The organism is Roseovarius bejariae, assembly GCF_009669325.1.
Classification (GTDB): Bacteria; Pseudomonadota; Alphaproteobacteria; order Rhodobacterales; family Rhodobacteraceae; genus Roseovarius; species Roseovarius bejariae.
The window spans coordinates 130,105-143,515 of sequence record NZ_SZWE01000001.1; the positions used below are offsets into that span (position 1 = coordinate 130,105).

A 13,411-nucleotide genomic window follows, 5' to 3' on the forward strand; every position below is an offset into this window, starting at 1 on the left:
GGACGCAGGCGCGAAACCCGGTTATAGGGCGGAAACCATCAGGAAAGGCCCCGGACATGGCACAGGATGAGCAGCCGCAAATCTATCTGATCACACCGCCGGAGATCGAATTATCGCGCTTCCCCAATGTCTTGGCGAGCGTTCTTGACGCGCATGAGGTGGCCTGCGTGCGTCTTGCCCTCTCGACTCATGACGAAGACGCGATTTGTCGTGCCGCCGACGCCTGCCGCGAGGTGACCCATGCCCGCGACATCGCCTTGGTGATCGAAAGCCACATTCTGCTGGTGGATCGTCTGGGCCTTGATGGCGTGCATCTTGGGGATGCCGCGCGGTCCGTCCGCAAGGCGCGCAAGGAACTGGGCAACGACGCCATCGTCGGCGCCTTCTGCGGTGCATCGCAGCACGACGGCATGAGTGCCGGTGAGGCCGGTGCCGATTACATCAGCTTCGGCCCCGTGGGCGCCACGGCCCTTGGCGACGGCGAACAGGCCCCGGCGGATCTGTTCGAATGGTGGAGCCAGATGATCGAACTCCCCGTCGTCGCCGAAGGCGCTTTGGACGAGGGCCTCATCCGCCGCCTCGCCCCGGTCACGGATTTCTTCGGGGTGGGCGATGAAATCTGGCAGGCAAAGGACCCCGCCGCCCGCTTGGGAGAGCTACGCGCAGCCATGGAAAGCTAAGGGTATTTTCGTACGACTCGTACGCTTGTTTCTGACAGGCGGTCGATTTTCGTACGAAATATCCCGGTTGGGCGTACGACTCGTACGAAATTACTTCGTGACTTGCCGTTCGGGCGGCATTCCCCGCCGTACCACCTCTTCCACATGCGCGGAAAGCGCCTTGCGGTTCGTGAAGCTATCCACCCTAACCGGTTGATGGTAAACAACTTTCACCATCCCATGTTGACGGGCTGCCAGCATCTTAACCAAGTGACCGCCGAAATTCATATCGCCCCACCAGCCATAAAACCGCGCATCCTCGCCCTCGGGGGCAGTATAGATCACGGTGACGGGTTGGACATGCATTTCATGACGCAAATCCGGCGTGAAGAATGCCTGAAAAAGCGTTGATTTAAATGGCAAAACCCGAAATCCATCCGTTGATGTTCCTTCTGGAAAGAACAGCAATTTATGCCCTGCCAGCAAACGTTCCTCAAAGATCATCTGCTGAACTTTCGCATGTTTCGGGTCCCGCGTAATGAATACCGTCCCGGTAATTTTCGCCAGAAGCCCGATCCCCGGCCAACCGGCCACTTCGGATTTGGACACGAAATAAATTCTTTTCCGGGCGTTCAATGCAAAAATATCCAACCATGACGCATGGTTAGCAACCACGGCACCGGGCCGGGCCATGCGTTCACCTTCCACCTCATGACGCATCCCAAGGATCGCGAAAGCACTTCGACAGACCGTTTGGGTGATCCAGGGCGACCATGGACGATGCAAGCCGTACAATGGTTTTTCTATTATTCTTATCAATGCCATAGAGATCACACCTAAAGTGATTGCCATGACAAGGACGCCCCCGCGCCCCACCAGACGCCCCCAACCCGCTACCGATATTGGCCGCTCCGGCGGTTCCTGATCGGGTGCCCATGTAAAGCTCATGCTGTAACGCCCTTGGAATAAATGACTTTTTGCTTTTCATTCATACGCTGCGTATCCATGACAAGGCAGACATCGGTGGTGTTGAAGGCATGATCCACAAAGGCGCCTTCGCCCACATAGCCCCCAAGCCGAAGGTAGGCTTTGATCAAGGCGGGAACCTGCCTCATTGCGGCGGGACGTTTTAATTTATCTTTTGGAATCAAGTTCATATCTTGAAACGATGCTGCTTGTGCCGTCACCCTCAATCCCTCGGGGGCGAGGTGATTGTGATGCAGCATCGAGAGCGGCTGCGCGAGGTCGCGCGGGTTCGTACCATGAAAGCTGGCCACTCCGAACAGGATTTCTATATCATGATCAGAGACATAGCGCGCCAGCCCTTGCCACAAATGGAACATGGCCGCCCCCCCGCGATACTCCGCATCAAGACAGGACCGCCCAAGCTCCATCAACCGACGCCCCGATGATTTGAGCACCGTCAGATCATATTCATCCTCGGAGTAGAATTGCCCGGTACGGGCCGCCTGATCATCTCGCAACAGACGGTAAACCCCGACAACGGAACCATTTTTCGCGTCGTCCAGCAAAAGCAAATGGTCAAAGAATGGATCGAAGGCATCTCGCTCCAATCCCCTGTCGTGATCCACCAAGGGACCATCCCCGCCGAGCTCCTCGACAAAGACTCGATACCGCAAGGCCTGCGCTGCACGCAGCTCTTCATCGGAGTTCGCCAGTTTTACCCGGAACCTCGGCTCAGATGTCATGATGCCCCTCAACCCCTTGTCTGGAAAGAGTTTTATGAAGTCTTGGAAGAGTTGGCAACGCTTCCGAATACAGTCATTTTGACAACCGCATAAGTTGTGTTAACCATCTGGTAACACTCATGAGTCACTAAAGACCGGAACAAGCTCAACTCGGGCTCCGTCAAACACCACCTTTCCATGATCGGGAAAGTTCACGGTGATTTTGCCCGCAATGTTGGATTGTACCTGGCCCGTGCCCCAGTCGGGTTGTGTCGGGTGTCGCACCAGCATTCCGGGCTCGAGTATCGAGTTCATATTTGTCACGTTGCTTGTGCCTTTCGGGAAGGATGATCATGGGTCAGCATATCGATAATCTCGCCGCTCTGATAGGGTCTCGCATCTGCCATGACCTGATCAGCCCGATAGGTGCGGTGACCAATGGGCTTGAGTTGATGTCCATGTCCGGCGGCACGGGGCCCGAGTTGGAGCTGGTCAATGAAAGCGCGGTAAATGCCAATGCCCGCGTTCGCCTGTTCCGCTTGGCGTTCGGACAGGCAGCGCCCGATCAACACTGCCGTGGCGAGGAAATCGCCGGTATTCTCGGGGATGTCTATGGCAATAGCCGCCTGACCGTGGACTGGGCCCCGCCAACAACGCTTTCACGCCCTGACGCACAGGCGCTTATTCTGGCGCTTTTGTGTTGCGAGCAAGCCGTCCCGCATGGCGGAACGGTTTCTCTGTCGGGGCTGCCGAACGGTTGGCGCGTTATGGCGACCGGCCCACGGCTTGCCCCGGACGCGGCGTTATGGGCGAATCTTAGTCGCCCCTTTCATGACAGCGATCTGACCCCGGCCCATGTTCAATTCGCCCTGTTGCCCCGGCTTTTGGCCGAGCGTGGCAAGGCTTGTACCTATCAAATCACGACCACCGCTGTCAGCCTGACGTTTTAACCCCGAACCGCCCCGTCACCTTCGACCAGATATTTGAAACTGGTCAATTGCGCAGCCCCCACCGGGCCGCGGGCATGCATCTTGCCGGTGGCGATGCCGATCTCGGCCCCCATGCCGAATTCGCCGCCATCGGCAAACTGGGTCGAGGCATTGCGCATCAGGATCGCACTGTCGAGCCGGGTAAAGAACTGATCGGCGGCGGCGTCATCCTCGGTGATGATGCAATCGGTGTGCTGGGAATGATGGGTGCGGATATGATCGATGGCCGCGCCGATATCATCGACCATACGTGCTGCGATGATCTTATCTAGGTATTCACAGCCCCAATCGCTTTCGCTTGCGGCTTGGGTGCCCTGGATCGCTTGCAAAGTGGCATCGGCGCGCACTTCTACGCCCGCATCAATCAGCGCCCGGATAATCCCCTGCCCGATGGTGTCCACGACATCCTTGTGGATCAAAAGGCATTCCGCCGCGCCGCAAATCCCGGTGCGCCGTGTCTTGGCATTCATCACCACGCGCAGCGCCTTTTCAGGGTCCGCCGCTTTGTCGATATAGATATGCACGATGCCTTCGAGATGGGCAAAGACCGGCACCCGCGCCTCGCGCTGCACCAGTCCCACGAGGCCCTTGCCGCCACGGGGGACGATCACGTCGATATAATCGATCATGCGCAGCATCTCACTTACCGCCGCGCGGTCGCGGGTGGGCACCAGTTGCACCGCATCCGCGGGCAGGCCCACCGATGTCAGCCCCTCGACCAGGCAGGCGTGGATCGCGCCTGAGGAATGGAAGCTTTCCGACCCGCCGCGCAGGATCACCGCGTTGCCCGACTTGAGGCACAGCGCCCCGGCGTCGGCGGTCACATTCGGGCGACTCTCGTAAATCACGCCGATGACGCCAAGCGGCGTGCGTACACGACGGATATGCAACCCGCTGTCCATGTCCCACTCGGCCAGAACCTCGCCGACGGGGTCATCCTGTGCTGCCACGGCCCGCAGGCCATCACAAATGCCCTGAATACGCTCCTCGTTAAGCAGAAGGCGATCCATCATCGCATCCGAGAGGCCCTTGTCACGGCCAAACTCCAGATCCTTGGCGTTGGCCTCGATGATCTCGGCCCGGCGCGCCCAGACGGCATCCGCCGCAGCCTCAAGCGCGGATCGCTTTACCTCTGCCGTGGCCACGGCAAGCTCCGCCGAGGCCGCGCGCGCCCGTTTGCCGATCTCGGCCATCAGGGCGGGAATGTTTTCAAGGTCTTTCATAGCACTCAGTCCTGTTCCTCATGCCCCAGCCTAGCAGCAAGGGCGCCTACATCGCCATATCATCCCGGTGGATCAGCGGCCCACGCCCCGGATACCCCAGAACATCCTCGATTGCGGCACTCCGAAGCCCACGGATTTTTCCGGCATCCGAGGCATCATAGCGCGTCAGGCCCTGCCCGAGAACGCGGCCCGTGTCATCGGCGATTTCCAGCGGATCACCACGTTCGAACCGGCCTTCGACAGTGGTCACCCCGGCAGGCAGAAGGCTACTGCCACGCAGAAGGGCCTTGGCCGCCCCGGCATCCACCACGACCCGGCCCCGTGGTTTCATCGCCGCGATCCAGGCCTTGCGCTTTTGTTGCGGGTCGCCCTGCGCACGGAACCACGTGGCAGGCGCACCATCGTCAAGTGCGCGCACCGGATGCAGGACCGACCCTTCGGTGATTGCCATGTCACAGCCCGCCGCCGTGGCGGTTTTCGCCGCCATGACCTTGGTTTTCATGCCCCCTTTGGACAGGCCCGACCCGGCGTCCCCGGCCATGGCCTCGATCTCGGGTGTGATCTCCTCGATCTCGTCAAACCGGCGGGCGGTTGGGTCATGCACAGGATTGGCAGAATAGAGCCCATCCACATCCGACAGAAGGATCAGTTGATCGGCCCCCGCCGTCACCGCCACCTGCGCCGCCATCCTGTCGTTGTCGCCGTAACGGATTTCATCGGTGGCAACAGTATCGTTCTCGTTCACGATGGGCACTGCACCCAATCGCAAAAGCTGCTCCAGCGTAGCGCGTGAGTTAAGGTAGCGGCGCCTGTCGGCGCTGTCTTCCAGCGTCACCAGAACCTGCGCCGCCCGCAACCCGTGCCCGGCCAAAGCCTCGGCATAGGCGCGGGCCAATTCGATCTGTCCCACGGCCGCTGCCGCCTGCGATTGCTCCAGCGTGAGTTCGGTCATGGGCAGGCCAAGCGCCCCGCGCCCAAGCGCGATGGAGCCCGAGGAGACAAGGATCACGTCAACCCCCTGCCCGCGCAGCCACGCGACATCATCGGCCAGGGCCCGCAACCATTTGGCCCGCAAATCGCCACTGTCCCGGTCGACCAGAAGGGCCGATCCGATCTTGATGACAACGCGGCTGGCTTCGCTCAGGGCTGCCACGGCTCGGGCTCGTCGTCTTGGGCCTTGAGACGCAGGCGGTTGTCGTCAATCTCGGCGCGCAGGGCGCGCAGCACATCGATCACGCCCAGTTTCGCGGCACCCGACATCTCATACACCGCACAGCCACAGGCCGATTCAAGCTCGGCCTTGGCCTCGTTGCGCCTTTCATCGTCGAGGGCATCCACCTTGTTGAGGACGGTCACCCGCGGCTTATCGGCCAGTTCGCCGCCATAGGCTTCGAGTTCGTGAACAATGGTCCGATAATCCTCGGCCACGGTCTCGGAGGTGCCGTCGACCAGATGCAGCAGAACCGCGCAGCGTTCGACATGACCAAGGAAAAGGTCGCCAAGGCCCCTGCCCTCGCTGGCGCCGTCAATCAGGCCGGGAATGTCGGCCACGACGAATTCCACCTCATCGACACCGACAACCCCAAGGTTGGGATGCAGCGTGGTAAAGGGATAATCGGCGATCTTGGGCCGCGCGTTCGAGGTGGCGGCAAGGAAGGTCGATTTGCCCGCATTGGGCAGGCCCAGAAGACCCACGTCGGCAATCAGCTTGAGCCGTAGCCAGAGCGTGCGTTCCACCCCCGGTTGGCCGGGGTTGGCTCGGCGCGGGGCCTGGTTGGTGGACGACTTGAAATGCAGGTTGCCCCAGCCGCCATTGCCGCCGCGGGCCAGTTCCACACGCTGGCCCACCTCGGTCATGTCGGCGATCACGGTTTCCTGATCTTCATCGAGGATCTCGGTCCCGACCGGCACGCGCAGCACGATGTCGTCGCCATCCTTGCCGGTGCGCTGTTTGCCCATGCCGGGTTGGCCGTTCTTGGCGAAAAAGTGCTGCTGATAGCGGAAGTCGATCAGCGTGTTCAGCCCCTCGACCGCCTCGGCATAGACCGAGCCGCCGCCACCGCCGTCTCCGCCGTCGGGGCCACCGAATTCGATGTATTTCTCACGCCGGAAGCTGACGCAACCGCCGCCACCTGCCCCTGAGCGAATATAGACCTTTGCAAGATCGAGAAATTTCATGTCGTCTCCTTACGCAAAGGCCGGTGCGGCCTCAATTCACTTTGCGGCTATAGGTCCAGGTGGGCACTTTCGCCCCCCGCGCGACCGAGAATGTTTCGGCATCGCCAAGATAGGCGAATCCGCTGTTGGTCAAAACCCGCGCCGAGGCCGGATTATCCTGAAACACGCTGGCGAAAAAGGTGCGGCAGGCATGAGGATTGGCCTGAAGCAAGGCCTCGGCCGCCGCAGAGGCCAGCCCGGTGTTCCAAAACGCCGGCGCCACCCAGTAGCCAACCTCGGATTGGCCTTGCTCAACCCGTTTCAGGCTGATCACGCCCATTACTTCGGGACCGCCCGATTTCGTGCCGTCCATGGCCCAGACATCCTCAACCCTATCTGGCGCTAGCGCACGGGTAATGAAGGCCTCGATCGTCCCGGGCGGCAAGGGGTGCGGGATCGACGAGGTCATCGTCGCCACGCGTTCATCCCCCGCGTAAAGCTCTACCAGCCCTTCGTCCGAGGGGCGCAAAGGCCGCAGGTCAAAACGCTCTGCCTCGATCACGGGCTGCGTGATGGGTGATTCAATGGTCATGCCTGTCCTCCTCCAAACAGCACGAACAGAACCGAGGCGACGGTCAGGCCCGCCAAGGTCCACATCAGGTATTTCTCGGCAGGCGTTCCTGCAACCGTCTTGGCGATCCGGTCGCCGGCAAAGGTCCAGACCGGATGCAACAACAATTGCAGCCCCAGAAGCCCCGCCGCGATCACCATCGTCGCCTGAAGCGCGGGCGTGCCCGGCCCCACGAAATTGGTGAACCCTGCCACGATCATCGCCCAGGCCTTGGGATTGAGCGGATGCACGATCAACCCCGCGGCAAACCCCGGAACGCGTTCCACTTCTTGCCCGTGGTCCATCCGCAGGTTGGCCACTTTCCACGCCAGCCAAAAGATATAGGCCGCCGAAGCATATTTCAGGCCCGCAAACAGCCAGGGCACCTGCGCCGCCAGTTCCATAAGGCCAAAGCCCACGGGCCAGATGATCAACTGCTTGCCAAGCGCCACCCCGCCCACAAAGGGCAAGGCCGCGCGAAAGCCAAAGCGCGCGCCAGTGGCCAGAAGCGCCATGTTCGCGGGCCCCGGTGTGCCCACCTGACTGGCAGCGAAGGCCAGAAAACTGATCACGGCAACGCCCATGCGGTTGCCTCCTGCAAAGAAAAAGGGGACCGGCTGTGCCGATCCCCTTTTGATTCAAATATCTTAAGGTCGGCTTACTCGGCGGCCTCCGCCACTGGCAGAACCGATACAAAGGTGCGGCCTTTGATGCCCTTGTGGAACTTCACGTTCCCTTCGACAACGGCAAAAAGCGTGTGGTCTTTGCCTTGACCAACACCTTCGCCCGGCCAGAACTTGTTGCCACGTTGACGTGCGATGATGTTGCCGGGAATGACCGACTGACCACCGTATTTCTTGACGCCAAGGCGACGACCGGCAGAGTCGCGACCGTTACGGGATGAACCGCCTGCTTTCTTGTGTGCCATTGGGTCTCTCCTTAACCTTTAGTCAGCTCTTTGGCCTGATCGATCCAGCCTTCGCGCTCGATCCGGCCTTTGAACGACAGCTTCTCGTCCATATCAGCAACATCGGCGTCCGTCCATGCCGCGATCTGGGCAAAGCTGGTGACGCCTGCTTCGTTCAGTTTCTTCTCAAGCGCCGGGCCAACGCCGCTCAGTTTCTTGAGGTCGTCGCCCTTGTCGGCCTTGGCGGCTTTCTTCGGCGCGGCCTTCTTGGGTTCTGCCTTTTTCTCGGCTTTCTTGGGCTCGGCTTTCTTTTCGGCCTTCTTGGCCGGTTTCGCAGTAGCAGCAGCACCAGCCGCCACAGCCGCGATCGAGCCTGCACCAACAGCGGCTTTCACGCCGGACTTGTCGGCACCTTTTTCAAGGATCTCGGTCACGCGCAGAAGCGTCAGTTGCTGGCGGTGGCCAACGGTACGCTTCGAGCTGTGCTTCCGGCGGCGCTTGACGAAGTTGATGACCTTGTCACCCTTCACCTGATCGACCACCTCGGCCTGAACGGCTGCGCCGTCAACCAGAGGCGCGCCCACGACCGGCTTGTCGCCGCCCAGCATCAGAATTTCGTTGAATTGGACTTTCTCACCGGCGTCCGCTGCAAGTTTCTCAACACGAAGCATGTCACCCGACTGCACCGTATATTGCTTGCCACCGGTCTTGATGACCGCAAACATCTGCGTCTTCCTTTTCCGTTGCCGCGTTCTGTGGTCCCCGCCTTTGCGGAAGTTGCTGACCTTAGCCACCGTCGAACAGCGCGCCCTGTCATGGGCGTAATTCATACACCCCCGCACAGCCGATGCTGCCGGGATGCGCGCTTATTCAAGAGATCGGGTTCAAAGTCAAGGGGCTGCGGCGTTGATTATCAGAGTTTCTCGCTCTGCATATGCTGCGCCACGGCCTGCCCCATGAGATAGGACAATTCTTCATACATGCGGTCGAACGCCATGAACAGCCCGGAATTAAGCGCCCGCCCCGCATCGCTTTGCCAAAAGGAAAGATAACGGTCCAAGTCTTCTTCGGGCAGCGGATCATAGGCCATCAACAAAAAACCGCCAAGCCAGCTTTCCGAGTCGGCGCGGAACGCCTCCTCCTGCGACCACAGGTCGGCCAGCATGTCGTCTTGCGTCATGTCCAACTCGCCGCCATCCATCATCCCGCGATAGAACATCATCGTGGAGTTCATCGCCCCTGCGACGTTCCGTTCGATCAGGTCGCTGTCGGCGATCATCCGGTCTACCTGTTCGCGCAAGCGGGAATCTTCGGGGTCTTCTGCCGCATGACGCGCACGAGCTTGTTCCTCGATGCCCGGATCGAGGAAGGCCCGGCGCGCGGCAACCTCAAGCGCGACGATTTCGGCGCCCGGATCCCCGTTATAGAAGGCCACCACCTCCAGCATTTCGGCCTTTGTCAGGGCCGTTTCAAAGCCCTGCCGGATCAAACGCCGCATGCGCTCGGGATCGTGGATTCGCATGACGGTCTTCTGCCAGCTATCGGTATCGGCACCGGGCAACATCTCGTTGGCCACGTCCTCGCCATAGCGACGGCCCTCCTCGCGCATCACCTCGATGGTGTCGGCAATACGCATGGCCTCCATCATGCGATCGACCGGCGCGGCCTCTTGCGCAAGGCTCGCCACGGGCCACAGGACCATGGCACAGGTCATGACGATCCGGCTCAGAATGCCCCCCATTCCTACAGCTCCTGTCCCGGGTGCAGGTCGGCCATACGCGCGGCCAGACGTTCATACCGGCCCGCCATGATCTCGAATTGCACGGCGTTCATCAGCTCGTAAACCCGCTGCATCCGGGGATGTTCAAGCGCCTCACGGTAGGCGTCCAGATCCTCGGTTGAAATATCGGCATAGGTATAGGCGGCATTGGCAAGTGCCCCGGCCTTGAGTTGTATCCGCAGCTCGTTTTCCCCCTGTTTCAACAAGGCACGCAGCGACTCTTCGTCAATCGCCCGCTCCAGCACGCCCGCATGCGAGGCGGCCATGAGGAACCGCACCTGTACCTCCTGCACGGCACGCACCGCGTTTCCCGACTGATCAATCGCGGCATTCAACCCCTTGATGACCTGCAAGCGGGTATCGCCCGCACGCATCATCGCGGTCACTCGCTCCTCGCCATCCTCACGCTTGCCGCTGTCATCCTCGACCATATGCGAGGCATTCTCGACCTCGACCAACCTCTGCCCCAGGTCCGAGGCATAAAATCCCGCCGCATGGGCCAGATCCTCTTCAGACAGGGTTTGCGAAAGAATGTCCAAAGCCGTCTTGCGCATCTCGCCGGTGTCGAACACCTCGTTCGCCACGCGCTCCCAGTCACTGCCGAAATCACTGGCCTCCATGCCCAGCATCCGGGGCGCGTCGGCCGCGCTCAGGGCGAGACTATCGAGGGCAACGCCAAACCCCGTCACCTCGAGGAAGGCTTCAAGCCGGTCCCGATCCGCAGCCCGCAGCGGCCCCGCCTGCATCACGACAAGCAACACAGGCAACAAGAGCATCATCAACCGTGGCATTGGTATCACTCGGGGCATGGTCCCTCCTTTTAAGTCGTGAAAATGGGGCATATCTCCAACCTAGGCAAAAACTCTGCACAAACAATGCAAAACCCCCTTGTCTCACCCCGCAAAGCCGATTAAACGCACCCCCCAGACCCCCGCGGAGAGGTGCCGGAGTGGTCGAACGGGGCGGTCTCGAAAACCGTTGATCCTTCACGGGATCCCAGGGTTCGAATCCCTGTCTCTCCGCCATTCATTCCATGAATCCCACGTATCAAAACAACCGTGTCAGCCATTGGCACGGTTTGAGCAGTCATGCGTTCTGCCCTGTGGTGCGCCTATATGTCATGCATAATTGGTAATAATACCTTACCAATCATGTTGCCGATAGGAAACTTTAGCGCTAAGTTCGCGCCAATCGCATGCAATTGCATGCCCGGAAATCCAAAAACGGAGGAGCGCGACATGGTGCAACGTATCGACAAGCAAGGCTTACAAGTGGCAGAGGAACTGGCCCATTTTGTAGATGAACAAGCCCTGCCGGGCACCGATGTCTCGCCCGAAAGCTTCTGGTCGGGCCTGTCCCGGTTGGTCAAAGAGATGGCCCCGAGAAACAAGGCCTTCCTCGAACGCCGGGAGGAACTGCAAAGCCAGATCGACGATTGGCACATTCGCCACCGCAACCAGCCGCATGATCACGAGGCTTACAAGGCGTTTCTCAAGGACATCGGCTATCTTGTCGAGGAAGGCCCCGATTTCGAAATCGAGACCGCCAACGTCGACCCCGAGATCGCCCTTGTGCCGGGTCCGCAACTCGTGGTGCCGATCACCAATGCCCGCTATGCGCTGAATGCCGCCAATGCCCGCTGGGGAAGCCTCTATGACTGCCTTTACGGCACCGACGCCATGGGGAGCCTGCCCCCCAAGGGCGGCTATGATCGCGGCCATGGGGCCCGCGTCGTGGCCCGCGCCCGGGTATTCCTGGACGAGGCGTTTCCGATTACCGGCACCAGCCACGCGGATGTGCGCCGTTATTACGTGCAGGACGGAGCATTGTTGGTCGACGACTGCCCACTTGCCCAGCCCGAGAAATTCGTGGGCTACCGCGGCAACCCCAAGGCCCCCGATGCCATCCTGCTGCGCAACAACGGTCTACATGTCGAGCTGATCTTCGACCGCGCTCATTTCATCGGCTGCCGCGATCAGGCGCTTCTGGCCGATGTCCAGATCGAAAGCGCCGTGTCGGCCATCATGGATTGCGAAGATTCGGTCGCCTGCGTCGATGCCGAGGACAAGGTTCAGGCTTATTCCAACTGGCTGGGCCTGATGCAGGGTAACCTTGAGGCCAGTCTGGACAAAGGCGGCAAAACCATTACCCGCCGCTTGGCCGAAGACCGCCACTATACCGCGCCCGATGGCAGTGACCTCACGCTCAAGGGCCGCGCCCTGATGTGGGTGCGCAATGTGGGCCACCTGATGACCAACCCCGCCATTTTGGACGCCGACGGCAATGAAATCCCCGAAGGCCTGATGGATGCCGCCATCACCACGCTGATCGGGATGCACGACCTCAAACGCGACAGCGGCAACTCGGTGCATGGCTCGATCTATATCGTGAAGCCCAAGATGCACGGCCCCGAAGAAGTGGCCTTTACCGACGAGATATTCACGCAGGTGGAAGACTTCCTCGGCCTGCCGCAATACACCGTCAAGGTGGGCGTCATGGACGAAGAACGCCGCACCTCGGTCAATCTCAAGGAATGCATCCGCGCCGCCAAGCATCGCGTGGCCTTCATCAACACCGGCTTCCTTGACCGGACAGGCGACGAAATCCACACCAGCATGGAGGCCGGCCCCTTCAGCCGCAAAGACTTCATCAAGCGCAAGGCATGGATCGCGGGGTACGAGAACCAGAACGTGGATATCGGGCTGGAATGCGGATTGTCCGGCAAGGCACAGATCGGCAAGGGCATGTGGGCCATGCCCGACATGATGGCCGCTATGCTGGAGCAGAAGATCGAGCACCCGAAATCCGGGGCCAATTGCGCATGGGTCCCCTCGCCCACGGCGGCCACGCTGCACGCGCTGCATTATCACAAGGTCGATGTTTTCGCGGTACAGGACAAGCTCAAAGCCGGGGGGCGGCGCGCCTTTGTCGATACGCTTCTGGATATTCCGATGGCCAGTTATCAGAAGTGGTCGAAGGACCAGATCCTAAAGGAAGTGGAAAACAACGCCCAAGGCATCCTTGGCTATGTTGTCCGTTGGATTGATCAGGGGGTGGGCTGTTCCAAGGTGCCCGACATCAACGATGTCGGCCTGATGGAAGATCGCGCGACTTGCCGGATCAGCTCTCAACATATCGCCAACTGGCTGCACCACGGCGTGGTCAGCGAGGTCGAGGCGATGGAGGCGATGCAGAAGATGGCACAAGTTGTGGACCGTCAGAACGCCGACGACCCCAGCTATCACCCGATGGCCCCCGGTTTCGACGGCATCGCTTTCCAAGCCGCCTGCGATCTGGTCTTCAAGGGGCGCGTGCAACCCTCGGGCTATACCGAACCCGTGCTGCATCGCCGCCGGTTGGAACTCAAAGCCGCGCAATCGGCATAAACAGATAGTCAG

The 13,411-nt window shown here is 60.4% G+C and carries 15 protein-coding genes and 1 tRNA gene; 4 read left to right on the plus strand and 12 right to left on the minus strand.

Going from position 1 to position 13,411, the window contains the following annotated elements:
* Positions 1–56 precede the first annotated feature (56 nt).
* Complete coding sequence (locus tag FDP25_RS00675; protein ID WP_154148264.1) at positions 57–680, plus strand: thiamine phosphate synthase; 624 nt, start codon at positions 57–59, stop codon at positions 678–680.
* A gap of 90 nt (positions 681–770) precedes the next feature.
* On the opposite strand, the gene olsA is transcribed toward FDP25_RS00675, so the two are convergent.
* The 3 genes from olsA to FDP25_RS00690 form a co-directional block, all read right to left on the minus strand.
* Positions 771–1,607: a lyso-ornithine lipid O-acyltransferase gene (gene olsA, locus FDP25_RS00680; RefSeq protein ID WP_154148265.1), complete on the minus strand. Its 837-nt coding sequence runs from the start codon at positions 1,605–1,607 to the stop codon at positions 771–773.
* A complete protein-coding gene (gene olsB, locus FDP25_RS00685; RefSeq protein ID WP_154152951.1) occupies positions 1,604–2,368 on the minus strand; it encodes an L-ornithine N(alpha)-acyltransferase in 765 nt (254 codons plus the stop codon). The genes olsA and olsB overlap by 4 nt, the downstream gene beginning before the upstream one ends.
* 117 nt (positions 2,369–2,485) lie before the next feature.
* Positions 2,486–2,662 carry a DUF3553 domain-containing protein gene (locus FDP25_RS00690; protein WP_154152954.1) on the minus strand — a complete coding sequence of 59 codons (177 nt, stop codon included), beginning with the start codon at positions 2,660–2,662 and terminating at the stop codon, positions 2,486–2,488.
* Between the two features lie 38 nt (positions 2,663–2,700).
* Here FDP25_RS00690 and FDP25_RS00695 point away from each other — a divergent pair, with 38 nt between their 5' ends.
* A complete protein-coding gene (locus tag FDP25_RS00695) occupies positions 2,701–3,297 on the plus strand; it encodes a histidine phosphotransferase family protein (RefSeq protein ID WP_154148266.1) in 597 nt (198 codons plus the stop codon).
* On the opposite strand, the gene FDP25_RS00700 is transcribed toward FDP25_RS00695, so the two are convergent.
* From FDP25_RS00700 to FDP25_RS00740, 9 genes are all read right to left on the minus strand, one after another.
* Complete coding sequence (locus FDP25_RS00700) at positions 3,294–4,559, minus strand: glutamate-5-semialdehyde dehydrogenase (protein WP_154148267.1); 1,266 nt, start codon at positions 4,557–4,559, stop codon at positions 3,294–3,296. The genes FDP25_RS00695 and FDP25_RS00700 overlap by 4 nt on opposite strands.
* 46 nt (positions 4,560–4,605) lie before the next feature.
* On the minus strand, positions 4,606–5,712 hold the full coding sequence (gene proB, locus FDP25_RS00705; protein WP_343031922.1) for a glutamate 5-kinase: 1,107 nt from the start codon (positions 5,710–5,712) through the stop codon (positions 4,606–4,608).
* Positions 5,700–6,737 (minus strand): GTPase ObgE, encoded by a 1,038-nt coding sequence (obgE, locus tag FDP25_RS00710; protein ID WP_154148268.1) that lies wholly within the window; start codon positions 6,735–6,737, stop codon positions 5,700–5,702. The genes proB and obgE overlap by 13 nt, the downstream gene beginning before the upstream one ends.
* A gap of 31 nt (positions 6,738–6,768) precedes the next feature.
* Entirely contained in the window at positions 6,769–7,308 is a 540-nt protein-coding gene (locus FDP25_RS00715; RefSeq protein WP_154148269.1) for a GNAT family N-acetyltransferase, read from the minus strand.
* Complete coding sequence (locus FDP25_RS00720) at positions 7,305–7,910, minus strand: LysE family translocator (RefSeq protein ID WP_154148270.1); 606 nt, start codon at positions 7,908–7,910, stop codon at positions 7,305–7,307. The genes FDP25_RS00715 and FDP25_RS00720 overlap by 4 nt, the downstream gene beginning before the upstream one ends.
* A gap of 74 nt (positions 7,911–7,984) precedes the next feature.
* Positions 7,985–8,254 (minus strand): 50S ribosomal protein L27, encoded by a 270-nt coding sequence (rpmA, locus tag FDP25_RS00725; protein WP_154148271.1) that lies wholly within the window; start codon positions 8,252–8,254, stop codon positions 7,985–7,987.
* Between the two features lie 11 nt (positions 8,255–8,265).
* Positions 8,266–8,958, minus strand: coding sequence for a 50S ribosomal protein L21 (locus tag FDP25_RS00730; RefSeq protein WP_154148272.1), 693 nt, complete (start codon positions 8,956–8,958; stop codon positions 8,266–8,268).
* A gap of 188 nt (positions 8,959–9,146) precedes the next feature.
* Positions 9,147–9,974, minus strand: a complete 828-nt coding sequence (locus tag FDP25_RS00735; protein WP_154148273.1) for a DUF2059 domain-containing protein — start codon at positions 9,972–9,974, stop codon at positions 9,147–9,149.
* Positions 9,975–9,976: 2 nt separating this feature from the next.
* Positions 9,977–10,822, minus strand: a complete 846-nt coding sequence (locus FDP25_RS00740; protein ID WP_154148274.1) for a DUF2059 domain-containing protein — start codon at positions 10,820–10,822, stop codon at positions 9,977–9,979.
* A 126-nt stretch (positions 10,823–10,948) separates the two neighbouring features.
* Between FDP25_RS00740 and FDP25_RS00745 the strand changes: the two genes are divergently transcribed.
* Together FDP25_RS00745 and FDP25_RS00750 are read left to right on the plus strand one after the other, a co-directional pair.
* Positions 10,949–11,038 (plus strand) — tRNA-Ser (locus tag FDP25_RS00745).
* A gap of 213 nt (positions 11,039–11,251) precedes the next feature.
* A complete protein-coding gene (locus tag FDP25_RS00750) occupies positions 11,252–13,399 on the plus strand; it encodes a malate synthase G (RefSeq protein WP_154148275.1) in 2,148 nt (715 codons plus the stop codon).
* Positions 13,400–13,411: the final 12 nt, after the last annotated feature.